The organism is Streptomyces sp. PKU-EA00015 (genome assembly GCF_013387495.1).
Taxonomy (GTDB): domain Bacteria; phylum Actinomycetota; class Actinomycetes; order Streptomycetales; family Streptomycetaceae; genus Streptomyces.
Genome location: NZ_JABZEE010000028.1, coordinates 58,289 through 83,533, shown reverse-complemented (window position 1 = coordinate 83,533; position 25,245 = coordinate 58,289). Strand labels below are relative to the sequence as shown.

Here is a 25,245-nt window from a genome sequence, read left to right as displayed (position 1 = left end):
CGTACGTGACCAGTATCGACAGTCCGCTGGACAAGACGACAGCCGTCCCCAGGCCCCGGAGTTCCGGGGACCACGAGGGCCATCTGCTCGAAGTACGCGACCTGCACGTGGAGTTCCACACCCGTGACGGTGTCGCCAAGGCCGTGAACGGCGTCAACTACAGCGTGGACGCGGGCGAGACGCTCGCCGTCCTCGGCGAGTCCGGCTCCGGCAAGTCCGTGACGGCCCAGGCCGTCATGGGCATCCTCGACATGCCGCCCGGCCGCATCCCCCAGGGTCAGATCTTCTTCCGCGGCCAGGACATGCTCACCATGTCCGCCGAGGAGCGCCGGAAGATCCGCGGCCGGAAGATCGCCATGATCTTCCAGGACGCGCTGTCCTCGCTGAACCCGGTGCTGTCCGTCGGCTACCAGCTCGGCGAGATGTTCCGGGTGCACCAGGGCCTGTCCAAGAAGGACGCCAAGGCCAAGGCGATCGAGCTGATGGACCGGGTGAAGATCCCCGCCGCCAAGGCCCGGGTCGGCGACTACCCGCACCAGTTCTCCGGCGGTATGCGCCAGCGCATCATGATCGCCATGGCCCTGGCCCTCGAGCCGGACCTGATCATCGCGGACGAGCCGACCACCGCACTGGACGTCACCGTGCAGGCGCAGGTCATGGACCTGCTCGCCGAGCTCCAGCGCGAGTACAACATGGGCCTGATCCTGATCACCCACGACCTCGGCGTCGTCGCCGACGTCGCGGACAAGATCGCGGTCATGTACGCGGGCCGGATCGTCGAGACCGCCCCCGTGCACGAGCTCTACAAGCGTCCGGCGCACCCCTACGCCCGGGGACTTCTGGACTCGATCCCGCGCCTGGACCAGAAGGGCCAGGAGCTGTACGCGATCAAGGGCCTGCCGCCCAACCTGCTCAAGATCCCGGCGGGCTGCGCCTTCAACCCGCGCTGCCCGAAGGCGGACGACATCTGCCGCACCGAGATCCCGGCCCTCGCGCCGGTGACCGAGCAGGACGGCACCGAGCTGCCCGGCCGCGGCAGCGCGTGCCACTTCTGGAAGGAGACGATCCATGGCTGAGCTCAGGAAGACGGACGAGGCCGTGGACGCGACTCCCAACGTCACCGAGGTCGAGACGGTCGACGCCGCCACCACCCAGGAGGCGGTGGCGGCGATCGAGGCCCCGGTCCAGCGCGGTGAGCCGATCCTTCAGGTGCGCAACCTGGTCAAGCACTTCCCGCTTACCCAGGGCATCCTCTTCAAGAAGCAGGTCGGCGCGGTCAAGGCCGTGGACGGGGTCTCCTTCGACCTGTACCAGGGCGAGACGCTCGGCATCGTCGGCGAGTCCGGCTGCGGCAAGTCCACGGTGGCCAAGCTGCTGATGACGCTGGAGACCGCCACCGCGGGCGAGGTGTTCTACAAGGGCCAGGACATCACCAGGCTGTCGGGGCGCGCGCTCAAGGCCGTGCGCCGCAACATCCAGATGGTGTTCCAGGACCCGTACACCTCGCTGAACCCGCGAATGACGGTCGGCGACATCATCGGCGAGCCCTTCGAGATCCACCCCGAGGTGGCCCCGAAGGGCGACCGGCGCCGCAGGGTGCAGGAGCTGCTGGACGTCGTGGGTCTCAACCCCGAGTACATCCACCGCTACCCGCACCAGTTCTCCGGTGGTCAGCGCCAGCGCATCGGCATCGCCCGCGGTCTCGCGCTCAACCCCGAGATCATCATCTGCGACGAGCCGGTCTCGGCGCTGGACGTGTCGGTGCAGGCGCAGGTCGTCAACCTGATGGAGAAGCTGCAGGACGAGTTCAACCTGTCCTACGTCTTCATCGCGCACGACCTGTCGATCGTCCGTCACATCTCGGACCGGGTCGGCGTCATGTACCTCGGCAAGATGGCCGAGATCGGCACGGACACGCAGATCTACGACCACCCGACGCACCCCTACACACAGGCGCTGCTGTCGGCCGTCCCGGTGCCCGACCCCGAGGCCCGCGAGGGCCGCGAGCGGATCATCCTCACCGGCGACGTCCCCTCGCCGGCCAACCCGCCGTCGGGCTGCCGCTTCCGCACCCGCTGCTGGAAGGCCCAGGACAAGTGCGCCACCGAGGTGCCGCTGCTGGCGATCCCCGAGCGCTTCCAGGGCTCGGACTCCCCGGCCGCGCACGAGTCGGCGTGCCACTTCGCCGAGGAGAAGGACGTCGTCCACGCGGTGCACTAGTCATCCGCGCACACGAGGGCCCCGTCTGCCGCACCGCGGCGGGCGGGGTCTTCTCGTAGAGAAAACCGAACCGATGAACGCCGTCGGCCTCGTCGAGATCGGCCGCCCGGAGACCGACCTGCACGCTCTCCCTGTGCGAGGCGCACGCGATGACCCCGCACCACGCCGTCGACACGTGGGGTGTCACCCTCCCGGTGACCGCACCGACCACCCGGACGCTCTGAAAGTGCGTTAGATCCGCTATGGGGTGATATATCGGTCCTAAGCCATGCTGAGGACACGGGAGGAACCCCATGCGTCGAGCCACGCCCGCCAAGTGGGCCGCATGCGCGGTCGTCGTCGCCCTGGCGGCGACGGGCTGCGGCGGTGGGAGCGACAGCGGAGGCAGCGGCGCCGACGGGATCGTGAAGTCCTCCTGGACCGACCCGCAGAACCCGCTGGAGCCCGCCAACACCAACGAGGTGCAGGGCGGCAAGGTCCTCGACATGATCTTCCGCGGCCTGAAGAGATACGACCCGAAGACCGGCGCGGCCACGGACATGATGGCCGAGAAGATCGAGAGCACCGACTCGAGGAACTTCACGGTCACCCTCAAGGACGGCTGGACCTTCAGCAACGGCGAGAAGGTCACCGCCAAGTCCTACGTCGACGCCTGGAACTACGGCGCCCACATCAGGAACAACCAGAAGAACGCCTACTTCTTCGGCTACATCGAGGGCTACGAACAGGTCCACCCCGAGAAGGGCGAGGCCACCGCCGAGACGATGTCCGGACTGAAGGTCGTCGACGACCTCCGCTTCACGGTCGAGCTCAGCCAGAAGTTCTCCACCTGGCCCGACACCCTCGGCTACGCGGCCTTCGCCCCGCTGCCCCGCGCCTTCTTCGACGACCACGACGCCTGGGTCTCCAAGCCGATCGGCAACGGACCGTACACCCTGAGCTCCTACAAGAAGGGATCGATGGCGGAGCTGCGCCGCTGGGACGGCTACAAGGGTCCGGACAAGGCGAAGAACGGCGGCATCGACCTCATGGTCTACACCGACAACAACACCGCCTACACGGACCTGATCGCGGGCAACATCGACCTCGTCGACGACGTCCCGGCCGCCCAGCTCAAGAACGTCCGGGCCGACCTCGGGGACCGGTACATCAACACACCGGCGGGCATCCTGCAGACCCTCGCCTTCCCCTTCTACGACAAGGCGTGGAACACCCCTGACGGGGCCAAGGTGCGCACCGGTCTGTCGAGGGCGATCAACCGCGAGCAGATCACCGACACGATCTTCCAGAAAACCCGCACCCCCGCCAAGGACTGGACCTCCCCGGTGCTGGGCGCCGAGGGCGGCTTCGACGACACCCTGTGCGGCGAGGCCTGCGAGTACGACCCCGCGGCGGCGAAGAGGCTGATCCAGGAGGGCGGCGGCATCCCCGGCGGCCAGGTGAAGATCACGTACAACGCGGACACCGGCTCCCACAAGGACTGGGTCGACGCCGTGTGCAACTCGGTCAACAACGCCCTCGGGAACGACAGGGCCTGTGTCGGCGCACCCGTCGGCACCTTCGCGGACTTCCGCAACCAGATCGGCGACCGGAAGATGCCCGGCCCCTTCCGGGCCGGCTGGCAGATGGACTACCCGCTGATCCAGAACTTCCTGCAGCCGCTCTACTACACCAACGCCTCCTCCAACGACGGCAAGTGGACCAACGAGAAGTTCGACGACCTCGTCGACCGGGCCAACGCCGAGAGCGACCAGGCCAAGGCCGTCGAGACCTTCAAGGAGGCCGAGAAGGTCGTGCGGGACGAGATGGCCGCCATCCCGCTCTGGTACCAGAACGGCAGCGCCGGCTACTCGGAGCGGCTCTCCCATGTCGCCCTGAACCCGTTCAGCGTTCCCGTCTACGAAGAGATCACGGTCAACTGACGGCGGAAGCCATCCGGCCCGGCGCACCGCCCGCGCCGGGCCGTACCCCTTCCCACGACGACCCCAGGAGCGCCTCATGGGACGCTATGTGATCCGGCGTCTGCTGCAGATGATCCCGGTCTTCTTCGGCACCACGCTGCTGATCTTCCTGATGGTCAACATCATGGGCGACCCGGTCGCCGGCCTCTGCGGCGACCGGCAGTGCGACCCCGCCACGGCCGCCCGGCTGCGCAAGGAGTTCGGTCTCGACAAGCCCGTGTGGCAGCAATACCTGACCTACATGGGCAACGTCTTCACCGGAGACTTCGGCACCGCGTTCAACGGGCAGAAGGTCACCGAGCTGATGGGCGACGCCTTCCCGGTCACCATCCGGCTGACCCTCGTGGCCATCTTCTTCGAGATCCTCATCGGCATCACCCTCGGCGTCGTCACCGGGCTGCGCCGCGGCCGCCCCGTGGACTCCGGCGTCCTGCTGATCACCCTGGTGGTCATCGCCGTGCCCACCTTCGTCACCGGTCTGATCGTCCAGCTGGTGCTCGGCATCGAATGGGCCGTCATCGACCCGTCCGTGTCCTCCGACGCACGCCTCGACGAACTCATCGTGCCCGGCCTGGTGCTCGCCTCGGTCTCCCTCGCGTACGTCACCCGTCTCACCCGGACCTCGATCGCCGAGAACTCGCGTTCCGACTACGTCCGCACCGCCAAGGCGAAGGGCCTTCCCCGGGGGCGGGTCATCCGCCGTCATCTGCTGCGCAACTCGCTGATCCCGGTCGTCACCTTCATCGGCACGGACGTCGGCGCCCTGATGGGCGGTGCCATCGTCACCGAGCGCATCTTCAACATCCACGGCGTCGGCTACCAGCTCTACCAGGGGATCCTCCGCCAGAACACGCAGACCGTCGTCGGCTTCGTGACCGTGCTCGTCATCGTCTTCCTGCTGGCGAACCTGCTCGTCGATCTCCTGTACGCCGTTCTCGACCCGAGGATCCGGTATGCCTGAGCAGCAGCCCTTCGACGACAGCGCCATCGCGTCCACCGGAGCGGGTGGCGGGACCGACCTCGCGATGAGCGAGGGCGAGACCCTGGAGAGGACACCGGGTGGCCCGCTCGGCGCCGGGCCGTCCGGCAAGCCGCGCAGCCTGTGGTCCGACGCCTGGCGCGACCTGCGGCGCAACCCGGTCTTCGTCGTCTCCGCCCTGGTGATCCTCTTCCTGGTCGTCATCTCCCTGTGGCCCTCGCTGATCGCCTCCGGCAACCCGCTCACATGCGATCTCGCCAAGGCCCAGGAGGGCTCCCAGCCCGGCCACCCGTTCGGCTTCAACGGGCAGGGCTGCGACGTGTACACGCGGACCGTCTACGGCGCGCGGACCTCGGTCACCGTCGGCGTCTGCGCCACGCTCGGGGTCGCGCTGCTCGGCTCCGTACTGGGAGCGCTCGCCGGGTTCTTCGGCGGGTTCTGGGACGCGATCCTGTCCCGGCTCACCGACATCTTCTTCGGCATCCCCGTCGTGCTCGGCGGCCTCGTCCTGCTGTCCGTCGTCCGCTCGACCACCGTATGGCCCGTCGTCGGCTTCATGGTGCTGCTCGGCTGGCCGCAGATCTCCCGTATCGCCCGCGGCTCGGTCATCACCGCCAAGCAGAACGACTACGTCCAGGCCGCGAGGGCCCTCGGCGCGTCCAACACCCGCATGCTGCTGCGGCACATCGCGCCCAACGCCGTCGCGCCGGTGATCGTCGTCGCCACGATCGCCCTCGGCACCTACATCGCGCTGGAGGCGACGCTCTCCTACCTCGGCGCCGGACTGAAGCCGCCGACCGTCTCCTGGGGCATCGACATCTCCTCGGCGTCCCCCTACATCCGCAATGCCCCGCACATGATGCTCTGGCCCGCCGGGGCGCTGGCGGTCACCGTGCTCGCGTTCATCATGCTCGGCGACGCGGTGCGCGACGCCCTCGACCCCAAGCTGCGTTAGGAGGTGTCCGCCGTGTCCGTCACATCAGCCGCGCCGGCCGAGTCGGGGCCGCTGCTCGACGTACGGGGCCTGTACGTCGAGTTCCGCACCCGCGACGGGGTCGCCAAGGCCGTCAACGGCGTCGACTGCTCGGTCTTTGCCGGTGAGACGCTCGCCGTCCTCGGCGAGTCCGGCTCCGGGAAGTCGGTCACCGCCCAGGCCGTCATGGGGATCCTCGACACGCCGCCCGGCAGGATCGCGGGCGGCGAGATCCTCTTCAAGGGGCGGGACCTGCTGAAGCTGGGGGAGGACGAGCGGCGGACGGTCAGGGGCGCCGAGATGGCCATGATCTTCCAGGACGCGCTCTCCTCGCTCAATCCCGTCCTCAGCGTCGGCGACCAGCTCGGCGAGATGTTCGTCGTGCACCGGGGCATGTCCCGCAAGGACGCGAAGGCCAAGGCGGTCGAGCTGATGGAGCGGGTGCGCATCCCGGCCGCGAAGGAACGCGTCGGCCAGTACCCCCACCAGTTCTCCGGCGGCATGCGTCAGCGCATCATGATCGCGATGGCGCTCTCCCTGGAGCCGGACCTGATCACCGCCGACGAGCCGACGACCGCCCTCGACGTCACCGTGCAGGCGCAGGTGATGGACCTGCTCGCCGAGCTCCAGCGCGAGCTCGGCATGGGGCTGATCCTGATCACCCACGACCTCGGCGTCGTCGCCGACGTCGCCGACAGGATCGCCGTGATGTACGCGGGCCACATCGTCGAGACCGCCCCCGTGCACGACATCTACAAGGCGCCCGCCCACCCGTACACCCGGGGTCTGCTCGAGTCGATCCCGCGCCTGGACCGGAAGGGCCAGGAGCTCTACGCGATCAAGGGCCTGCCGCCGAACCTGATGCACATCCCGCCCGGCTGCGCCTTCCACCCGCGCTGCCCGCTCGCCCGGGACGTGTGCCGCACCGACGAGCCGCCGCTGTACGAGGTGAACGAGGAACGCGGGAGCGCGTGCCACTTCTGGGAGGAGGCCCTGAATGGCTGAGGCGATCCTGGAGGTCCGCGACCTGTACAAGCACTACCCGCTCACGCGCGGCGTCCTGTTCAAGAAGCAGGTCGGCGCGGTCAAGGCGGTCGACGGCGTCGACCTCGACCTGCTGGCGGGCGAGACGCTCGGCATCGTGGGGGAGTCGGGCTGCGGCAAGTCCACGCTCGCCAGGATGCTCGTCCACCTGGAGCGGCCGACGGCCGGTTCGATCCGGTACAGGGGCGAGGACGTCACCAGGCTGTCGGGGCGCGCGCTCAAGGCCGTGCGCCGCAACATCCAGATGGTGTTCCAGGACCCGTACACGTCGCTGAACCCGCGTATGACGGTCGGCGACATCATCGGCGAGCCCTTCGAGATCCACCCCGAGGTCGCGCCGAAGGGCTCGCGCCGACAGAAGGTGCAGGAGCTGCTGGACGTCGTCGGGCTCAACCCGGAGTTCGTCAACCGCTATCCGCACCAGTTCTCCGGCGGCCAGCGCCAGCGCATCGGCATCGCGCGCGGGCTCGCGCTCCGGCCCGAGATCATCGTGGCCGACGAGCCGGTCTCCGCGCTCGACGTGTCGGTGCAGGCGCAGGTCGTCAACCTGCTGGAGAGGCTGCAGAGCGAGTTCTCGCTGAGCTACGTCTTCATCGCCCACGACCTGTCGATCGTGCGCCACATCTCCGACCGGGTCGGCGTGATGTACCTCGGGCGCGTGGTGGAGATCGGCAAGGACGCCGAGATCTACGACCACCCCACCCACCCGTACACCCAGGCGCTGCTCTCGGCCGTCCCCGTCCCGGACCCCGAGGCGCGCGAGCACCGGGAGAGGATCATCCTGACCGGGGACGTGCCGTCACCGACCAACATCCCCTCGGGCTGCCGGTTCCGCACGCGGTGCTGGAAGGCACAGGAGCGCTGCGCACGGGAGGTGCCGCTGCTGGCCGTGCCCGCCCATCTGCGGACCGCCGAGGGGCCCGTACAGCATCCGTCGGCGTGCCACTTCGCGGAGGAACGGCATGTGGTGCCGGGCGGGGACGAGCCGGACGGCGGCGGGGCGACGCTTTACACGTCCCCCTGACCCAATGCCAGGAACGGTTGAAGGGACTGTGGCAACCGCTGTCTCTGTGAGGACCCGGCGAGGGAACAAACCGCACGAGAACGCCTCTTGAGCGAAGGTGTGGTGGATCGACGTGGCGACGTGCTCGACAGGCCGTCGGAACGAGGCCCAAAGCATGCGGAATGCCCACCAAATTCGTTAACACGCAGGCAACTTGACTGTCGCAACTCCGATATACGAACGCGTCACGCTGAACAGCGTACGGCCGTGCGGGTGCCGTTGGGCCGGCCGGGGCCTCGCCATGTGGCCCCGGCCGGCCCCCCGCCCGTTTCCGGCCATGTCCCGTGTGGGCCCCGTGTGCCCTTGTCCGCCTTCCGTGCTGCTGGGCACGGCCGGCGCGGTGACGGCCGCATGGCAGGTCCGCTGGGCGTACACGTCGGGTGCCGACGCCTACCTCGACCGCTTCACCGGCGGTGAAGGGACGCCGGTGCGGCTGCTGGAGACACCGTCGGCATGGCTTGCCGTCCTCGTCGCCGCCCTCGCGCTGGTCGCGGGACCGAACGCGCCGACCCGGCCGCCGTCCCCGCCCCCGGACCGGTGGACGGGGACGGCGGCCGGGGCAGAACGCCGTCAGGCGAGGCCCAGCGACCGCTTCAGGAAGTCCACCTGGAGCAGCAGCAGGTTCTCCGCGATCTGCTCCTGCGGGGTCATGTGCGTCACGCCCGTGAGGGGCAGCACCTCGTGCGGGCGTCCCGCGGCCAGCAGCGCCGACGACAACCGCAGGCTGTGGGCCACCACCACGTTGTCGTCCGCCAGACCATGGATGATCATCAGCGGGCGGTGCGGCGTCTCGGCCACCGTCAGACCGTCGTCGGTGACCAGGGAGTTGGCGCCGTACACCTCGGGCTGTGCGGCAGGGTCGCCCAGGTAGCGCTCCGTGTAGTGCGTGTCGTACAGCCGCAGGTCCGTCACCGGCGCGCCCGACACCGCCGCGTGGAAGACGTCCGGGCGGCGCAGCACGGCCATCGCCGCCAGGTAACCGCCGTACGACCAGCCGCGGATCGCCACCCGGTCCAGGTCCAGCGGATGCGATCCGGCCAGCGCGTGCAGCGCCTCGATCTGGTCGTCGAGCGTCAGCGTGAACGCGTTCTTGACCGCCTTCTCCCAGGCGGGGGAGCGGCCCGGCGCGCCCCGCCCGTCCGCGACGATCACCGCGAAGCCGTGATCGGCGAACCACTGCGAGGTCAGGTACGGGTTGTGCGCGGCCAGCACCCGCTGGCCGTGCGGCCCGCCGTACGGATCGAGCAGCACCGGCAGCGGACCGTCCGACTCCCGGTAGCCGGACGGCAGCAGCACCGCGCACGGAATCCGGTGCCCGCCCGCCTCGACGAGCCGCGGGCGGGCGGTGAGCACCGGCCGCTCCGCGTACGACACGACCTCCGCGATCTGCTTGCCGTCCCGCAGCACACGCACGCTCGTGCCGCTCGCCCCGGTGACCGAGGACGCGAGAACCGTGACCCCGCCCGAGCGGACGGCCGCATGCACGCCCGGCCCGTCCGAGACGCGCTCCACCCCCAGCTCGTTGACCCGGTACACGTGGATCTCGCCGATCTCCGGATCCGCGGCCTCCTCGCCCGCCGCCGCCGACACGAGGACATCGCTCTCGCCGATGTCGAGCACGGCGTGCAGCTGCAACTGGGCCCCCGTCAGCACCCGGTCGCCCACCGCGAGCACCCGCGCGCCGCCCTCGTCGGCGATCCGCACCAGCATCCCGCCGCCGAAACCGTGCGCGTACGACGACTCGGGCGCCCACGCGGGCGCCCCGGGGAACAGTTCCAGCCACGCAGGATCCTCGTCCACGTGCACCGTCCGCGTGCCTCCCGTCTCCGGGTCGACCGCCAGGTGCAGCTGCGTGCACTGGTCGCGCGACTGCACGAGCAGCAGCGGCGGGCCGGAGGCCGACCAGTGCACGCGCGCGAGGTACGGATAGCGGACCCGGTCCCACGAGACCTCGGTGCGCAGGCCGTCCAAGGTGACGAAGTACAGCCGGACCTCGGCGTTGGGCGTCCCGGCCGCCGGGTACGCGACCTTCGCCGGTTCCCGGTCCGGATGCGCCGGGTCCGCGATCCACCAGCGCCGCACCTCCCGGTCGTCGGCGCGGGCCACGAGCAGCCGGTCGGACTCGGGCGACCACCAGAAGCCGCGTGAACGCCCCATCTCCTCGGCGGCGATGAACTCGGCCAGACCCCAGGTGACATTCCGGTCCTCCGGTTCGGCCAGCGCGCGGTCCCCCTCGCCCTCGGCGCCCGTCACCCGCAGCGCGCCCCGCGCGACGTAGGCGATGTGCCGTCCGTCGGGGGAGGGCCGGGGGTCGATCACCGGCCCGGGGGTGGTCAGTTCGCGCGCGGTCCCGGCCCGCAGCTCTGCCGTGAACAGCCGCCCGGACAGGGCGAACGCCGCCAACTCGACCGCTTGGTCCACCGCGTAACCGACGATGCCCGCCGACCCCTCCCGGCTGCGTTCACGCCGCGCCCGCTCCTCGGGCGACAGGTGCTCGGCGGAGCCGCCGAGAAGGTCGCGCGGGTCGGCGGCCGGCCGTTCCGCGGGGGCGGCGCCGTCGAGGTCGAGCACCCAGAGCAGGCCGGTCCGGTCCGTGCCGGACGCCGACCGCAGGAAGACCACCCGCGAGCCGTCCGGCGAAACGGTGAAGGACCGGGGAGCGCCGAGCGTGAAGCGCTGGGTCCGCGCCGACTGACGCGGAAAGGAGAGCTGCTGCGTCGCTGTCATGGCACCGAACCTAAGGCACCGGGACCGCGCGTGTGCGCCCCCGTGTGCTGCCGTGCACCGATCGATGCGTAGGCACGGATAGTTATGATCCGTAGCGCAAGGTGGGTATGAACCCCCCCGGCACATGCAACTGGCCCGTCCCGACCGAATATCTGTGGAGGTGAACCGCCGTGGCACTCTCGATTTCGGCGGTGGTGCTGCTGGCGATCGTCGTCTTCCTGCTGATCCGGAAAGCCGGGTTGAAGGGCGGACATGCGGCGGTCTGCGTGTTGCTCGGGTTCTACCTCGCCAGCTCCTCGGTGGCTCCGACGATCACGGAGCTGACCACGAACGTGGCGGGAATGATCGGGGGCATCAAGTTCTGAGCAGGGCCCTCGACGGCGGGGGCCTAGTCTGTCCGGTATGAAGGATGTTCCCGCCCGTCGTCTGCTCCTGGTGCACGCGCACCCGGACGACGAGTCGATCAACAACGGGGCCACGATGGCCCGGTACGCGGCCGCCGGCGCCCAGGTCACCCTGGTGACCTGCACCCTCGGCGAGGAGGGCGAGGTCATCCCGGCCGATCTCGCCCATCTCGCGCCCGACCGGGAGGACCGGCTGGGCCCCTACCGCGTCGGCGAACTGGCCGCCGCGATGAAGGAGCTGGGCGTCACCGACCACCGCTTCCTGGGGGGACAGGGCCGGTTCCGCGACTCGGGAATGATGGGTGTCGAGCAGAACCACCGCGAGGGCGCGTTCTGGAACACCGAGGTCGACGAGGCCGCCGCACACCTCGTGGAGATCATCCGCTCCGTGCGCCCGCAGGTGATGGTGACGTACGACCCCGACGGAGGGTACGGCCACCCCGACCACATCCAGACCCACCGCGTCGCGATGCGCGCCGCCGAGCTGGCCGCCGAGCCCGCCTACCGGCGCGACCTCGGAGCTCCGCACGTCATCGCCAAGATCTACTGGAACCGGGTGCCGAGGTCGGCCGCCGAGGAGGGATTCGCCCGGCTGCGCGCCGCGGGGGCGGACTTTCCCGGCATCGCGGATATCGGCGACATTCCGGGCGTGGTGGAGGACTCCGAGATCACCACGGAGATCGACGGCACCGCGTACGCGGAGCGCAAGGCGGCCGCGATGCGCGCACACGCCACACAGATCGCGGTGGACGGCACGTTCTTCGCGCTCTCCAACGACCTGGGGCAGCCGCTGTTCACCACCGAGTACTACCAGTTGGCCGCCGGCACTTCCGGAGCGTCGGCCGGCGAGCGCGAGCACGACCTCTTCGCGGGCATCGAAGAGCCCGGGGAGCAGGAAGGGCTCGCGCAGAACGCGGCATTTGGGAAGCTCTCACGAGGTGAGGATCCTGAGGGGACTTCGGGGGTGACCACATGAGCGGAACGACCGGAAAGGGCGGAACGCGCGGGCGCGCCGACACGACCGGAAAAAGCGGAACGAAGGGACAGAGCGGGAAGGCCGGTTCCGGCGGTGCGGCCGGTCAGGGCGGTGCGCAGGGGCCGGGCGGGGGCGCCGCCGGCTCCTTCCTCGCCCGCCCCCCGCGGCCCGGCCGTGCCGTCGCGTACCTCGGTCTCGCGCTCCTCGGCGCGGCCGTCGGCATCGCGGGCTCGCTCCTCCAAGGCGCCTGGTTCCCGGGCGGTTTGGCGCTCGCGCTGGCCGCCACGGCCGCCTTGTTCTACGGCTCGCTGCGGGTGACCGGGGGGCAGCTCGGGGTGGCCGCGTCCGCCGTCGGCTGGCTGCTGTCCATCGTCGTCCTCAGCGTCGGACGCCCCGAGGGCGACGCCATGTTCACCTCCGGGATCGGGCCGCTCGTCTACATGCTCGGCGGCATGGCCACGGCTGTGATCTGCGCCACCCTGTCGCGACTGCCGCAACAGGGCGGCGGGCCGGGCCGACTTGGCGGGCAGCCGTAACCCGTACCCCCAGCACGCAGCCGGTTCGGCGGCCCCCTAAGGTAGGTCGACCGACGGGCCGGGGAGCCCCCGAACCGGCCATGCCCGTATGGCCCGCCGAAGGGCCGCCGGGGGCCGCTTCCCGCAGTCCCCGGGTCTGCGTCGTTGGTGGCCAGTATGGTGGTGCGCGCCGCCGAGCCGCCCGCAGCAGTAGCTATCCAGTAAGAACGGGCGGCGAAGCCAACCGGGAGAACCTGCTTTGAGTCGTGAAACTGACAGTTCGTCCTCCGGCCCCCAGGGGCGCGGTGGAGCCGCGTACCCCTCGGGAACACCGCCGTACGGATCCCGCCAGTATCCGTCGCTGCATCCGACGCAGGACGTTCCGGACGAGGGCGCCGCTTCCCCGCGGCAGCCGGAGGAGAAGAAGACCGAGACCACGCTGACGACGCGGATCCGGATCAACATCCCGGGGTCGAGGCCGATCCCGCCCGTCGTGATGCGTACACCGATGGGCGACACCGACGCCGCCGCGCGCAACGGATCGGCGGCCGACGCCGGTGCCGACACCGGCGAGCGCGAGAGCGAGCGCACCGGGAGCGTCCCGCGGCCCGCCGCCTCCCAGGAGACGACGGAGGCTCCGGCGGCCGAGGAGAAGCAGGCGGCGAGCGACTGGTTCGCGCCGCGCAAGTCCGCTGCACCGGCACCGGCACCGCAGGGTGGCCCGGCGGCCGGCGGTCCGGGTTCCGCCGACGGCGGGCCCCAGGGGCCGGGCGCGGGCGACGGCGCACCCCGCAAGTCGGGACTCGCGGCGCTCGCCGAGGACGCCGGTGCGCCTCCCCTCCCCACGCGCCCGCGCGGCGGCACCGGCACGCCTCCAGGCACCGGCACGCCTCCCGGCACGGGCACCCCGTACTTCTCCGACGGCCCCCGGCCCGGCCCCGGCGGCGCGCCCGGCCCGGGCGGTCCAAGCGGCGGTCGCGGCCAGGCAGGCCCCGGTCAGGAGGGCCCCGGCCAGAACGGCAACAGCTTCGCCCCCGGCCGCAACACGCCCCCGCTGGGCGTGCGTCCGCCGGGCGGACCGGGTCGTTCCGGCCCTGCGGGCCCCACGTCCGGCCCCGCCACCGGCGCGATGACGCCCGGCGGAATGCCCAGCGGCCCCGGCGTCGCTCCCCGCATGTCCGACGACACCGCGGTGCTCACCCCGCAGAAGCCCGCGCCCGGACCGGGCGGCGGCCACGTCTCCGGCGACACGCTGACCAGCGGCATTCCCGTCGTCCCCGAGGAGCACCGCTCCCCGTTCCCGACGCTGGGCGGCCCGCACGGGCCGGAAGCCGAGTTCTCCGCGCCGGAGTTCCCGGCCGGCCCCGGCGGCGGCCCGGCGGGGCCGGCCGGACCCGTGTCCACCGCGGAGCCGCGGCCGGCGCCCCGGCCCGCGCCCGCGCCCGCGAAGAAGGGCCGCTCCAAGCTGGTGCTCGCGGGCGTCGGCGTGATCGCCGTGCTCGGCATCGCGTACGGCGCCGGTCTGCTGCTCAATCACTCGGACGTGCCGAAGAGCACCACGGTCCTCGGGGTGGACATCGGCGGCGGCACGCGGGACGAGGCCGTCAACAAGCTCGACGCGGCGCTCGGTGAGCGGGCCGGCACGCCGCTCCAGCTCTCGGTCGGCGGCAAGAAGGCCGAGCTCGCCCCGGACAAGGCCGGCCTCTCCCTGGACAGCCAGGCGACGGTGCGCGCCGCCGCGGGCAGCGACTACAACCCGGTGTCGGTGATCGGCTCCCTCTTCGGCGGCGAGCGCGTCGCCGAGCCGGTGATCCTCGTCGACGAGGAGAAGCTGAGCGTGGCGCTCGCGGACCTCGCGGGCACGTCCGGTTCGGCCACCGACGGCACGATCCGTTTCGAGCCGGGCAAGGCGGTCGCCGTGCCGGGCAAGGCGGGCCAGTCCCTGGACGTCGGCCGCTCGATGATCTCGGTGAAGGACGCGTACCGCGCCCAGGTCGAGACCGGCAGGCCGAACGTGGTCGAAGTCCCGGTGACCACCCGCGAGCCGACGATCACGAAGGCGGAACTGGACCGGGCGATGAAGGAGTTCGCCCAGCCCGCGATGTCCGGCCTGATCACGATCAAGGCAGGTGACAAGTCGATCCAGTTCGGGCCGGCGAAGTCCCTGCCGAAGATCCTCTCCATGAAGCCGATCGACGGGAAGCTGGTCGAGGTCTACGACAAGCGGGCCATCGAGGAGCTGCTGGACGGTGTCTTCGACGGGATCATGATCACCAAGGGCGACGGCAAGCAGCACCAGGTGTCCGCCGACGACGTGGCCCAGGCGATGGGGCCGGCCCTGCGCGGCAAGACCCCCGCGGAGCGCACGGCCGTGATCTCGCTCGACCCGAACTGAGCGATCTGAGCGAAACCGCCGGTCGAAGCCCCTGCCCGAGTCGGGCAGGGGCTTTGTCGCGTGCTGAGCGGCCGTCCACTCGCGGGGGACTGCGCCTCGGTCGATGCCGTCATGAAGTCACCGCGGCCGAACGGTAGTTGACCGGTATGCGGTGGAGGGGCAGCGAAGTGAGGCACAACCCTCCACTCGTGAAGAAAACCTTGTCCCGCCCCTTGCCGCCGGCATTCGTCGCTCATACGTTCCCTGTCGCGCCCCCCACACGGAACGTCCGCCGTGGTGAACCCTCGGCGGACGTCGACAAGGAGGACTGGCACCCCGTGAAGACACGAACTGCCGCCGCCCTGATGGCGATCCCCCTCGCCGTGGCCGCCCTGCCCGCTACCGCGGAGGCCGCGACCCCCTCGGACGGCCCTCTGGTCGAGGTGGTCCGGGCCACCGGCAAGGCCGTACCCGGCCACTACATCGTCACCCTCGAGTCCGGCACGAGCGCCGCCGGTCTGGCCCGCCTCGCGGGTGTGCGGACCCAGCACACCTACGACGCCGTCATCGACGGCTTCGCCGCCGCACTCACCCCCGGTCAGCTGACCGCCCTGCGCAAGCACCCGTCGGTGACGCGCATCGAGGAGGACCAGGAGGTCCGTGCCGGCGCCACCCAGAACAACGCCACCTGGGGGCTGGACCGCATCGACCAGCGCACCCTGCCGCTGTCCACCACGTACGGCTACACCACCACAGCCTCGAACGTGACGGCGTACGTCATCGACACCGGCATCGACCCGGGCCACCCGGACTTCGGCGGCCGGGCCGCGATCGCCTACGACGCCACCCTCGAAGGCACCGGCCTGGACTGCAACGGCCACGGCACCCACGTCGCCGGCACCATCGGCGGCTCCGCCTACGGCGTGGCCAAGGGCGTCAAACTGCGCGGCGTACGCGTTCTCAACTGCGCCGGCATCGGCACCAACGCCGACGTGATCGAGGGCATGGACTGGGTCCGCACGCACGCGGTCAAGCCGGCCGTCGCCAACATGTCGCTCGGCGGCGGCTTCTCCGCCACCGTCAACAGCGCCGCCACCAGCCTCAACAACGCGGGCGTCTTCCTCGCCGTCGCGGCGGGCAACGACGGGGAGGACGCCTGCGCGACCTCCCCGGCGAGCGCCTCCGGCGTGATGACGGTCGCCGCATCCGACAAGACGGACACCGCGGCCTCCTTCACCAACCACGGCTCCTGCGTCGAGACCTACGCACCGGGTGTGGGCATCACCTCCGCCTGGCTCCTCGGCGGCACCAACACCATCAGCGGCACCTCGATGGCCAGCCCGCACGTCGCCGGCGTCGGAGCGCTCTACAAGGGCGCCATGGGCGACGCGGCCTCCTCCACGGTGAACAGCTGGATCACCACCAAAGCCACCAAGGGCGCGATCAAGAACAACCCGGCGGGCACCCCGAACCTGCTGCTCTACAAGAACACCCTCTGACCGCGGCCCCCGCCCCCCGGCCGGCCCGGCCCACCACGACCGGGCCGGCCAGAAGGGCGGTCCCGCGCCCCGGGAAGACGGGCCGCCCCGTCAGTTCAGCATCGCCCGTGCCGCCCGGGCCCGGGCCCTGACCGCCTCCGCGGTCGTGGGGTCGACCGCGGACACCACGTCCGCGTACGCCTCCATCTCCGCCGCGCCCGTCGTGAACTCGCCGCGCTGGACCAGCAGGCGGGCCCGTTCGTAGCGGATCCGGGCCGGGTGGGCGGGGAGAAGCAGGAGCAGGTCGAGCGCCCAGAGGGCCACCTCCGAGCGTTCCGGGCGGGGCGCCGCCCAGGCGCGGATGTTGTTCAGGACGCGCGACACCACCGAGAGCGGGTCCGCGGGCGTCAGCATCGAGGGGGTCAGCGGTGCGCCCGTCGTGCTCGTGACGAGGAGTTCCGTGTCCTGCGCCGTCAGCAGCCGGCCCGCGGCGAACGGGTCCGCGAGGACCTGTGCGTCGGCCTCGCCGAAGCCGACCACGAAATGGCCGGGCAGGGCCACGCCGTACACGTGCCCGCCCGCCCGTCGGGCGACCTCCGTCCAGACGACCGAGAGCAGGATCGGCAGGCCGCGGCGGCGCCGCAGCACCTCGTGCAGCAGCGAGGACTCCAGGTTCTCGTAGTCCCCCGGGCTGCCGTGGAAGCCCTCGCGGCCGCCGAGCAGGTCCGCCAGCGCCCGCGCCCAGGCGTGGGGCGTGGTGAGCCCGTACGGCAGCATCCCCGCGAGACGGTCCAGCTCTATCTGGGCCTCGTCGATGCCGGCCTCGTCCAGCGCGGGGTCCGCCTGCGTGCCGATGAGCAGGCACAGCAGGGCCAGGTCGGGGCGTTCGGCGCGGGCCTCCTCGGCGAACCGCTCCCGCCAGGACTGCCGCCGGGAATCGTGCTGCATACGCCTCTCGTACCCGTCTACGCCGCTCGGAAGTGGTGGTAGTGGTGGTGGACCGCGAAACCCATGCCTCCGTACAGCGCACGGGCCGCCTCGTTGTCCGTCTCCACCTGCAGCCAGGCGGCCGACGCGCCTTCCTCCAGCGCCCGGCGGGCCAGGGCCGCCATGACCGCGCGGGCGAGCCCCTGACGGCGGTACTCGGGGTCGACCTCCACCGCCATGAAGCCCGCCCAGCGTCCGTCGACCACACACCGGCCGATCGCCGCGGGCACCTCCCCGGTGCCGGGTACGGTGGCGAACCACACCGAAGGGCCGCTGCGCAGGACCTGGAGCACATGGGGGCCCGGTACACCTGACCGCTGGTAGCGCCGCAGCCAGGTCTCGTCGACGGTGCGAGCCAGCTCCACCCGCGTGACGTCCGCGTCCAGGTCGCCGACCGGCGCGAGGCCGCCGACCTGCGCCTGTGCCGACACCTCGCGCCGCCACCCGCGCGCCTCCAGCTCGGCGCACAGCTCCTCCTGTGTGCCCGCCGCGCCGGTCGCGGTCTGCACGTACGCCGGGAGACCGCGCCGTCCGTACCAGTCGCGCACCCGCTCCAGCGCCGCGTCGAGCTCCATCCCGGGGTCACCGAGGGGCAGCACCGAATTGGCGCGCCGGGTGAAGCCGGACGACGCCCGCAGCTCCCAGTCGCCGAGCCGCTCGCTCTCCACCGGCTGCCAGGCCCCGGCCATCACCCGCGCGAGCTCCTCGAAGCTGGCCGCCGGACCCCGCCGCCGGGCCGGGGCCGGGGGCACGACCTTGCCCGCGACCAGGGACGATTCCGCGATGTGGACGGTCTCGCCGGTCCGCCGTGTGATCAGCAGCACACCGCCGGTCCATGATGTGAGAACACCTACCGTGTCGGTGAACTCGTGTCCCGGGCCACCGGGCGCGTCCACGGTCCGGACGGAGACTCGTTTCCCCACGTCATCAGGTGTAATACGGACCTTGAGTCGTCCGCCGGCAGTGAATTCCACAGCTCTGCGAGCCCCTCCTGTTCGGATCGTTGCCAAGAACGGAGATACTAGGGGCGGGCATCGACGACGCCGCGCTCCCGCGCAAGCCAGCCCTTACCGAGGAGGAACGACAGCGTGACCTACGTCATCGCGCAGCCTTGTGTCGACGTCAAGGACAAGGCGTGCATCGAGGAGTGCCCCGTCGACTGCATCTACGAGGGCTCCCGGTCCTTGTACATCCACCCGGACGAATGCGTCGACTGCGGTGCTTGTGAGCCGGTCTGCCCCGTGGAGGCCATCTTCTACGAGGACGACACGCCGGAGGAGTGGAAGGACTACTACAAGGCGAACGTCGAGTTCTTCGACGAGCTCGGTTCGCCCGGTGGTGCCTCCAAGCTCGGCCTGATCGAGCGCGACCACCCCTTCATCGCCGCGCTGCCCCCGCAGAACGGCTGATCAGCCGCCAGGACTGATCCGCCCCCGCCGGCGGATCGGCCGCTGAGCCGCTGATCCGCCGCGGGACGGCAGCTCCGATCCGCATCCTCCGGTCCCGTACGGCTCGTCGTCCGTACGGGACCGAGGCGTTTGACGCCCACGTACCAGAAAGCGAGCGCCGCCGTGGCCTCAGTCTCTTCGCGCCTCCCCGTCTTCCCCTGGGACAAGCTCGAGCCGTACAAGGCGACGGCCGCCGGCCACCCCGACGGGATCGTCGACCTCTCCGTCGGCACGCCCGTCGACCCGGTGCCCCCGCTGATCCAGCAGGCCCTCGTGGCCGCCGCCGACTCACCCGGCTACCCCACGGTGTGGGGCACGCCCGTGCTGCGGGACGCGCTGGTGGGCTGGGTGGAGCGCCGGCTCGGGGCGGTGAACGTCGAGCACACCAACGTCCTGCCCGTCGTCGGCTCCAAGGAGCTGGTGGCCTGGCTGCCCACACAGCTCGGCCTCGGCACGGGGGACACGGTCGCCCACCCGCGGCTCGCCTACCCGACGTACGAGGTGGGCGCGCGCCTGTGCGGCGCGGAGCCCGTCGTCTACGACGACCCGACCGAGCTCGACCCGGCCGGCCTCAAGCTGTTGTGGCTGAACTCGCCGTCCAACCCCACGGGCAAGGTGCTGGCCAAGGACGAGCTGACCCGGATCGTCGCCTGGGCGCGCGAGAACGGCGTGCTGGTCTTCAGCGACGAGTGCTACCTGGAGCTCGGCTGGGACGCCGAGCCGGTGTCCGTGCTGCACCCGGACGTCTGCGGCGGCACGTACGAGGGCGTCGTCGCCGTCCACTCGCTCTCCAAGCGCTCCAACCTGGCCGGGTACCGTGCCGCGTTCATCGCCGGTGACGCGGACGTGCTCGGCGAACTGCTCCGGATCCGCAAGCACGGCGGGATGATGACCCCGGCCCCCGTGCAGGCGGCGACCGTCGCCGCGCTCGGCGACGACGCGCACGTCTTCGAACAGCGCGCCAGATACGCGGCCCGCCGCACGGCGCTGCGCTCGGCGCTCGAGGCGCACGGCTTCCGCATCGAGCACAGCGAAGCCAGCCTGTACCTGTGGGCGACGCGCGACGAGCCGTGCTGGGAGACCGTCGGGTACCTGGCGGACCTCGGCATCCTGGTCGCGCCCGGCGACTTCTACGGAGAGGCGGGCGAGCGGTTCGTACGGGTGGCGTTCACGGCCACCGACGAGCGGGTCGAGGCGGCCGTGAAGCGTCTGGGCTGAGCCCTCACCGTGCCGGTGCGCCGTCGGCGCACCGGATCTGCGGAAGGGCCCGGGAGTAGTGGCTCCCGGGCCTTCGCGTGCACCTGCCGGCCTGCCGGCAGCCGACGCGTCGATGCGCCGAAGCACCGGCCGGCCGGAGGCGGATCAGCCGCCCAGCGGCAGACCGCCGAGCGTGCCGGTGGGCAGCCCGCCACCGCCGAGCGAGTCGGCCGGCAGACCGCCCTTGGTGGCGCCGCCGATCAGGCCGCCCGCCTCGCCGGCGGTGTCAGCGGCGGCCTTCCTGGCGACCGGAGCGGCCGTCCTGGCGGTCTTGGTGACGGTCTTGGCGACGGTCTTCGCCGCGGCGGGGGCGGCCTTCTCGACCGGCTTGCCGCCGACCTGGCGGGCCACCTTGGTGGTCTCCTTCGAGACGCCGCCGACCGTGCCGTCGACGTTGTCCGAGTCGAGGGCCGTCAGGCCGCCGACCGGGGCCTGGGGGAGTTCCACGGCGCCTGCGGAGCCGGCCGCACCGACCACGGGAGCTGCTCCCGCCGCGATGAGCAGCGCGGCACGGGCGATCCGACGGGTCAGGGGGAGGGACATGATGCTCCTTGAAGCGAGAGGACGTTCGGACTGTGCGTGGTGCGTGATGGTGCTGTCCGGCGTACGGACGTCCTGACAACCGCAAGGAGGGCGGGGGAAGTTGCGGTGCCCCCAGGTAAAGAATTGGTAACGCGTCGCATAATCGGTTTCGCGGGAAAACGGGCAAACATTGCCATGTCCGGTACGCTGGTGAACCGTCACTTCCCTTGGCGCGAAAGGGATTTCGCGCATACTCCCGGCTCGGCGCGACAGGGGCTGTGCGCCCTCCGCGGGACGGGAGTGGAATGCCTCCTTCGAGGGAAGCGACGGACTACTGTGCGAGCCGAATGCGGACGTCGCCCGTGACCTGATCGGCGGTGCCGCCGCCGGACGCGCCCGCGCCGGCCCTGCCGCCCGCGCGGGACGGCTCCTCGCGCCAGCCCTGCCCGGACTGCGCCGTGCTCCACACCCGGCCCCCGTACGAGACCTCCGCGATGCGCAGCGCGTCCGCACGGGCCACCGCCCAGTGCGCCAGCTCCCAGCCCCGCCGGGACGCGCCCTCGTCGTCCGCCGCCGCCGTGGACGGCACCGGAACGGCAAGCTCCGTCATGTCCTGCGCGCCGGCGCTCCCACGCCCCGCACCACCGCGCGGCAGCACGTCGGACCCGAAGGCGCGCACCAGCTCCGACCGCAGCCTCACCGGATCGCCGGACCGCCCGCCCTGACGGGACTCGCAGGTCAGCGTGGCCGCGGCACGGCCCGTGAGCGCCGCCGCCAGCAGCGTGGCGTCCGGCTCGTGCTTCGCGTACGCCTGCGGGAAGCCGCTGCGCTGGACGCGCTGAGCGGCCACGGTCAGCGGCAGACGCGAGTATCCGGGCACCTCGGCGAGGTGGTCGTAGAACTTCCCGGCCGCGTACACCGGGTCGAGGATCTGTTCCGGCGTGCCCCAGCCCTGCGAGGGACGCTGCTGGAACAGGCCGAGCGAGTCCCGGTCGCCGTGCCCGATGTTGCGCAGCGCCGACTCCTGGAGCGCGGTGGCCAGCGCGATCGTGACCGCGCGCTGGGGCATGCCCCGCGTGGTGCCGACGGCGGAGATCGTCGCCGCGTTGTCCGCCTGCTCCGCCGAGAGTTCGTAGGACGTGCCGCCGTCCTCCGCCGTGCGCACGACGCAGCGCGGCGGGCCGCCGCCGTTGACGTACTGCACGACGACGTAGCCGACGAGAGCCAGCAGCACAAGGAACGCGGCCGCGAAGCGAAGGAGGCGGCCGCGCCGGACGGGGGAGGCGGTCTCGGACACGACGCCCACGGTACTGGAGGTGGGGTTAGGGTCTGAGCCATGCCCGAAACCGTGCTTGACCTCACCCTGGACGGCCCGGCGCTCACCGCCGCGCTGGTCGACCACCGCTCGGTCAGCGGGGAGGAGAAGCCCCTCGCCGACGCCATCGAGCAGGCCCTGCGCCTCCTGCCGCACCTCACCGTCGACCGGCACGGCAACAACATCGTGGCCCGTACGCACCTGGGGCGGGCCGAGCGCGTGGTGCTCGCCGGGCACATCGACACGGTTCCGGTCGCGGAGAACCTGCCCTCGCGTCTCGACGAGAACGGCATCCTGTGGGGCTGCGGCACCAGCGACATGAAGTCGGGCGTCGCCGTCCAGCTGCGTATCGCGGCCACGGTCCCCGAGCCCAACCGTGACCTCACGTTCGTCTTCTACGACAACGAGGAGGTCGCAGCACACCTGAACGGCCTGGGGCATGTGGCAGACGCCCATCCCGACTGGCTCACGGGTGACTTCGCGATCCTGCTGGAGCCCTCCGACGCCCAGGTCGAGGGCGGCTGCCAGGGCACGCTGCGGGTCCACCTCCGCACGGAGGGCGAGCGCGCCCACTCCGCGCGCAGCTGGATGGGTTCCAACGCCATTCACGCCGCCGCCCCGATCCTCGCCCGACTCGCCGCGTACGAACCCCGCCGACCGGTGATCGACGGGCTCGAGTACCGCGAGGGCCTCAACGCCGTCGGCATCGAGGGCGGTGTGGCCACCAATGTCATCCCCGACGCGTGCACCGTGGTCGTCAACTACCGCTACGCCCCCGACCGCAGCATGGAGGAGGCCGAAGCCCACGTCCGTGAGGTGTTCGCCGACTGCGGAGTGAGCGAATTCGTGGTGGACGACCACACAGGCGGTGCGCTGCCCGGACTCTCGCACCCCGCCGCGGCCGCGTTCATGGCCGCCGTGGGCGGCACCGCGCAGCCGAAGTTCGGCTGGACCGACGTCTCACGGTTCAGCGCTCTCGGCGTCCCGGCCGTCAACTACGGACCGGGCAACGCGCTCCTCGCCCACAAGCGGGACGAGCATGTGGCCGTCGCCAAGATCACGCACTGCGAGGAGCGGCTGCGAGAGTGGCTCACCGCCTGACCCGCCCCGGCATGCGTCCGTGGCTCTGCGCGGCGGCCGTGCTTCCCGACATCGAAGGCCGGCGGATCGCTCTCATTTCGCCCTTCGTAACGTCCGCCGACCTACCCTGGCCCGAAGAAAAATGATGTTCGGCGGAGGGAGCAGGTCATGAGCAGCAACTCCGAGGGTTTGCGCGCGCTGGAGGAGCAGCGACTGGGACCGGTACTGCGCCGCAGGGAGCAGGTCCAGCCGACGACCACCGACCAGCGGCTGCTGGACACCGAAGGCGACTCCCAGTGGGTGCACACGGACCCCTGGCGGGTCATGCGCATCCAGTCGGAGTTCGTCGAGGGCTTCGGCGCGCTCGCCGAACTGCCCAGCGCCATCAGCGTCTTCGGCTCCGCCCGTACCCGCCCCGGCACGCCGGAGTACGAGGTCGGGGTGCAGCTCGGCCGGGCGCTGGTCGACGCCGGCTTCGCCGTGATCACCGGCGGCGGGCCGGGCGCCATGGAGGCCGCCAACAAGGGCGCGCGGGAGGCCAAGGGCATCTCCGTCGGCCTCGGCATCGAGCTGCCCTTCGAGCAGGGCATCAACCAGCACGTCGACATCGGAGTGAACTTCCGCTACTTCTTCGTCCGCAAGACGATGTTCGTGAAGTACGCGCAGGGCTTCGTCGTCCTGCCCGGCGGTCTCGGCACCCTGGACGAGCTGTTCGAGGCGCTCACCCTCGTCCAGACCCGCAAGGTGACCCGCTTCCCGATCGTCCTGTTCGGCAGCGAGTACTGGCGCGGCCTGGTCGACTGGCTGCGCGGCACCGTGGTCGCGCAGGGCAAGGCGTCGGAGCGTGACCTGCTGCTCTTCCACGTCACGGACGACGTGGAGGAGGCCGTCGCCATGGTCACCAAGGAGACCGGCAGGTAGCGCCCGTACGTCGCCGGTGTGCCCCCGGACGTCCCCGGAGCGCACCGGCGGCCTGCGGTCAGGCCAGTCCCCGCCGGGCGACCGCCGGAGGGCGGTGGCCCGCGATCGACGCCACCATGTCCAGCACCTGCTTCGTCTCGGCCACCTCGTGCACCCGGTAGACCTGCGCCCCGAGCCAGGCCGAGACGGCGGTCGTCGCCAGCGTGCCGAGCACCCGCTCCTTGACCGGCTTGTCGAGCGTCTCGCCGACGAAGTCCTTGTTGGACAGCGAGACCAGCACCGGCCAGCCGGTCGCCGTCATCTCACCCAGCCTGCGGGTCGCCTCCAGACTGTGCCGGGTGTTCTTCCCGAAGTCGTGACCGGGGTCGATCATGATCCCGTCCCGGCGTACGCCCAGCTCGACGGCCCGCTCGGCGAGAGAGACCGTGACCCGCAGGATGTCCGCCATGACGTCGTCGTACGCCACCCGGTGCGGGCGCGTTCGGGGCTCGGCGCCGCCCGCGTGCGTGCACACCAGGCCGGCGCCGTACCGCGCGGCGACCTCGGCCAGGCCGGGGTCCACCCCGCCCCACGCGTCGTTCAGCACGTCGGCGCCCGCCTCGCACACGGCCTCGCCGACGTCGTGCCGCCAGGTGTCGACGCTGATCACCACGTCCGGGTGCCGTCGGCGGACCTCCGCCACGAACCCCACCGTGCGCCGCGCCTCCTCCTCGGCGCTCACCTCCTCGCCGGGGCCCGCCTTCACCCCGCCGATGTCGATGATCGCCGCGCCCTCGGCCACCGCCTGCTCGACCCGGGACAGCGCGGGCTCGTCGCGGAACGTGGCGCCCTGGTCGTAGAAGGAGTCGGGCGTCCGGTTCACGATCGCCATGATCACCGGCTCGTGCGCGTCGAACTCGCGCCGTCCCAGCCGCAGCATCCGCTGTTTCCTCCTCAGATCGTCCGCCCTGCGACCCTACTGTCAGTGTCCCGTGGCACGATCGGCACGGGAGTTTTTCCGC

The 25,245-nt window shown here is 71.3% G+C and carries 22 protein-coding genes; 16 read left to right on the top strand and 6 right to left on the bottom strand.

The genetic code is table 11. The annotated features are described in order from the left end of the window. Positions 1 to 26 precede the first annotated feature (26 nt). The 7 genes from HW130_RS18215 (at position 27) to HW130_RS18185 (ending at position 8,201) form a co-directional block, all read left to right on the top strand. Positions 27 to 1,076, top strand: coding sequence for an ABC transporter ATP-binding protein (locus HW130_RS18215; protein ID WP_218183691.1), 1,050 nt, complete (start codon positions 27 to 29; stop codon positions 1,074 to 1,076). Beyond that, positions 1,069 to 2,220: an ABC transporter ATP-binding protein gene (locus HW130_RS18210; protein WP_177150668.1), complete on the top strand. Its 1,152-nt coding sequence runs from the start codon at positions 1,069 to 1,071 to the stop codon at positions 2,218 to 2,220. The genes HW130_RS18215 and HW130_RS18210 overlap by 8 nt, the downstream gene beginning before the upstream one ends. Before the next feature lie 293 nt (positions 2,221 to 2,513). Beyond that, entirely contained in the window at positions 2,514 to 4,142 is a 1,629-nt protein-coding gene (locus HW130_RS18205) for an ABC transporter substrate-binding protein (RefSeq protein ID WP_177150667.1), read from the top strand. Between the two features lie 76 nt (positions 4,143 to 4,218). Beyond that, positions 4,219 to 5,142: an ABC transporter permease gene (locus HW130_RS18200; protein ID WP_177150666.1), complete on the top strand. Its 924-nt coding sequence runs from the start codon at positions 4,219 to 4,221 to the stop codon at positions 5,140 to 5,142. Then, positions 5,135 to 6,115: an ABC transporter permease gene (locus HW130_RS18195; RefSeq protein WP_177150665.1), complete on the top strand. Its 981-nt coding sequence runs from the start codon at positions 5,135 to 5,137 to the stop codon at positions 6,113 to 6,115. The genes HW130_RS18200 and HW130_RS18195 overlap by 8 nt, the downstream gene beginning before the upstream one ends. 51 nt (positions 6,116 to 6,166) lie before the next feature. Continuing rightward, the gene (locus HW130_RS18190) at positions 6,167 to 7,138 is read left to right on the top strand and encodes an ABC transporter ATP-binding protein (protein ID WP_177150797.1); all 972 of its coding nucleotides are present in this window, start codon (positions 6,167 to 6,169) and stop codon (positions 7,136 to 7,138) included. Then, positions 7,131 to 8,201, top strand: a complete 1,071-nt coding sequence (locus HW130_RS18185) for an ABC transporter ATP-binding protein (RefSeq protein WP_177150664.1) — start codon at positions 7,131 to 7,133, stop codon at positions 8,199 to 8,201. The genes HW130_RS18190 and HW130_RS18185 overlap by 8 nt, the downstream gene beginning before the upstream one ends. Before the next feature lie 609 nt (positions 8,202 to 8,810). On the opposite strand, the gene HW130_RS18180 is transcribed toward HW130_RS18185, so the two are convergent. Continuing rightward, a complete protein-coding gene (locus HW130_RS18180; protein WP_177150663.1) occupies positions 8,811 to 10,967 on the bottom strand; it encodes an alpha/beta fold hydrolase in 2,157 nt (718 codons plus the stop codon). A gap of 170 nt (positions 10,968 to 11,137) precedes the next feature. On the opposite strand from HW130_RS18180, the gene HW130_RS18175 reads away from it, so the two are divergent. The 5 genes from HW130_RS18175 (at position 11,138) to HW130_RS18155 (ending at position 16,735) form a co-directional block, all read left to right on the top strand. Then, a complete protein-coding gene (locus HW130_RS18175; protein WP_177150662.1) occupies positions 11,138 to 11,332 on the top strand; it encodes a hypothetical protein in 195 nt (64 codons plus the stop codon). A 37-nt stretch (positions 11,333 to 11,369) separates the two neighbouring features. Then, on the top strand, positions 11,370 to 12,347 hold the full coding sequence (gene mshB / locus HW130_RS18170; protein WP_177150661.1) for an N-acetyl-1-D-myo-inositol-2-amino-2-deoxy-alpha-D-glucopyranoside deacetylase: 978 nt from the start codon (positions 11,370 to 11,372) through the stop codon (positions 12,345 to 12,347). Next, on the top strand, positions 12,344 to 12,883 hold the full coding sequence (locus HW130_RS18165; protein ID WP_256356156.1) for a DUF6113 family protein: 540 nt from the start codon (positions 12,344 to 12,346) through the stop codon (positions 12,881 to 12,883). Before mshB ends, HW130_RS18165 begins: the two co-directional genes overlap by 4 nt. Positions 12,884 to 13,121: 238 nt before the next feature. After that, the gene (locus HW130_RS18160) at positions 13,122 to 15,257 is read left to right on the top strand and encodes a hypothetical protein (protein WP_177150660.1); all 2,136 of its coding nucleotides are present in this window, start codon (positions 13,122 to 13,124) and stop codon (positions 15,255 to 15,257) included. A gap of 317 nt (positions 15,258 to 15,574) precedes the next feature. Continuing rightward, positions 15,575 to 16,735, top strand: a complete 1,161-nt coding sequence (locus HW130_RS18155; protein WP_309140468.1) for a S8 family peptidase — start codon at positions 15,575 to 15,577, stop codon at positions 16,733 to 16,735. 90 nt (positions 16,736 to 16,825) lie between these two features. On the opposite strand, the gene HW130_RS18150 is transcribed toward HW130_RS18155, so the two are convergent. Both HW130_RS18150 and HW130_RS18145 read right to left on the bottom strand, forming a co-directional pair. Next, on the bottom strand, positions 16,826 to 17,662 hold the full coding sequence (locus HW130_RS18150; RefSeq protein WP_177150659.1) for a transglutaminase-like domain-containing protein: 837 nt from the start codon (positions 17,660 to 17,662) through the stop codon (positions 16,826 to 16,828). 17 nt (positions 17,663 to 17,679) lie between these two features. Further along, complete coding sequence (locus HW130_RS18145; RefSeq protein WP_177150658.1) at positions 17,680 to 18,675, bottom strand: GNAT family N-acetyltransferase; 996 nt, start codon at positions 18,673 to 18,675, stop codon at positions 17,680 to 17,682. 114 nt (positions 18,676 to 18,789) lie between these two features. On the opposite strand from HW130_RS18145, the gene fdxA reads away from it, so the two are divergent. Then, positions 18,790 to 19,110 (top strand): ferredoxin, encoded by a 321-nt coding sequence (gene fdxA, locus HW130_RS18140; RefSeq protein WP_003985062.1) that lies wholly within the window; start codon positions 18,790 to 18,792, stop codon positions 19,108 to 19,110. Between the two features lie 162 nt (positions 19,111 to 19,272). Next, complete coding sequence (gene dapC / locus HW130_RS18135; protein WP_177150657.1) at positions 19,273 to 20,367, top strand: succinyldiaminopimelate transaminase; 1,095 nt, start codon at positions 19,273 to 19,275, stop codon at positions 20,365 to 20,367. A 144-nt stretch (positions 20,368 to 20,511) separates the two neighbouring features. Here the strand turns inward: dapC and HW130_RS18130 are convergent, their stop codons facing one another. After that, a complete protein-coding gene (locus HW130_RS18130) occupies positions 20,512 to 20,949 on the bottom strand; it encodes an ATP-binding protein (RefSeq protein WP_177150656.1) in 438 nt (145 codons plus the stop codon). Between the two features lie 310 nt (positions 20,950 to 21,259). Next, a complete protein-coding gene (locus HW130_RS18125) occupies positions 21,260 to 22,225 on the bottom strand; it encodes a hypothetical protein (protein ID WP_177150655.1) in 966 nt (321 codons plus the stop codon). A 39-nt stretch (positions 22,226 to 22,264) separates the two neighbouring features. On the opposite strand from HW130_RS18125, the gene dapE reads away from it, so the two are divergent. Further along, positions 22,265 to 23,344, top strand: coding sequence for a succinyl-diaminopimelate desuccinylase (gene dapE, locus HW130_RS18120; RefSeq protein WP_177150654.1), 1,080 nt, complete (start codon positions 22,265 to 22,267; stop codon positions 23,342 to 23,344). A gap of 147 nt (positions 23,345 to 23,491) precedes the next feature. Beyond that, entirely contained in the window at positions 23,492 to 24,244 is a 753-nt protein-coding gene (locus HW130_RS18115) for a TIGR00730 family Rossman fold protein (protein WP_177150653.1), read from the top strand. 58 nt (positions 24,245 to 24,302) lie between these two features. On the opposite strand, the gene folP is transcribed toward HW130_RS18115, so the two are convergent. Then, positions 24,303 to 25,163 (bottom strand): dihydropteroate synthase, encoded by an 861-nt coding sequence (gene folP, locus HW130_RS18110; RefSeq protein ID WP_177150652.1) that lies wholly within the window; start codon positions 25,161 to 25,163, stop codon positions 24,303 to 24,305. Positions 25,164 to 25,245: the final 82 nt, after the last annotated feature.

Bases quoted from the DNA above. Each gene is read 5' to 3' on its own strand.
- HW130_RS18195 (WP_177150665.1), top strand. From the start codon at position 5,135: ATGCCTGAGCAGCAGCCCTTCGACGACAGCGCCATCGCGTCCACCGGA.
- mshB (WP_177150661.1), top strand. From the start codon at position 11,370: ATGAAGGATGTTCCCGCCCGTCGTCTGCTCCTGGTGCACGCGCACCCG.
- HW130_RS18210 (WP_177150668.1), top strand. From the start codon at position 1,069: ATGGCTGAGCTCAGGAAGACGGACGAGGCCGTGGACGCGACTCCCAAC.
- folP (WP_177150652.1), bottom strand. From the start codon at position 25,163: ATGCTGCGGCTGGGACGGCGCGAGTTCGACGCGCACGAGCCGGTGATC.
- HW130_RS18165 (WP_256356156.1), top strand. From the start codon at position 12,344: ATGAGCGGAACGACCGGAAAGGGCGGAACGCGCGGGCGCGCCGACACG.
- HW130_RS18130 (WP_177150656.1), bottom strand. From the start codon at position 20,949: ATGTCCCTCCCCCTGACCCGTCGGATCGCCCGTGCCGCGCTGCTCATC.
- HW130_RS18115 (WP_177150653.1), top strand. From the start codon at position 23,492: ATGAGCAGCAACTCCGAGGGTTTGCGCGCGCTGGAGGAGCAGCGACTG.
- HW130_RS18200 (WP_177150666.1), top strand. From the start codon at position 4,219: ATGGGACGCTATGTGATCCGGCGTCTGCTGCAGATGATCCCGGTCTTC.
- HW130_RS18150 (WP_177150659.1), bottom strand. From the start codon at position 17,662: ATGCAGCACGATTCCCGGCGGCAGTCCTGGCGGGAGCGGTTCGCCGAG.
- HW130_RS18185 (WP_177150664.1), top strand. From the start codon at position 7,131: ATGGCTGAGGCGATCCTGGAGGTCCGCGACCTGTACAAGCACTACCCG.
- HW130_RS18180 (WP_177150663.1), bottom strand. From the start codon at position 10,967: ATGACAGCGACGCAGCAGCTCTCCTTTCCGCGTCAGTCGGCGCGGACC.
- dapE (WP_177150654.1), top strand. From the start codon at position 22,265: ATGCCCGAAACCGTGCTTGACCTCACCCTGGACGGCCCGGCGCTCACC.
- HW130_RS18205 (WP_177150667.1), top strand. From the start codon at position 2,514: ATGCGTCGAGCCACGCCCGCCAAGTGGGCCGCATGCGCGGTCGTCGTC.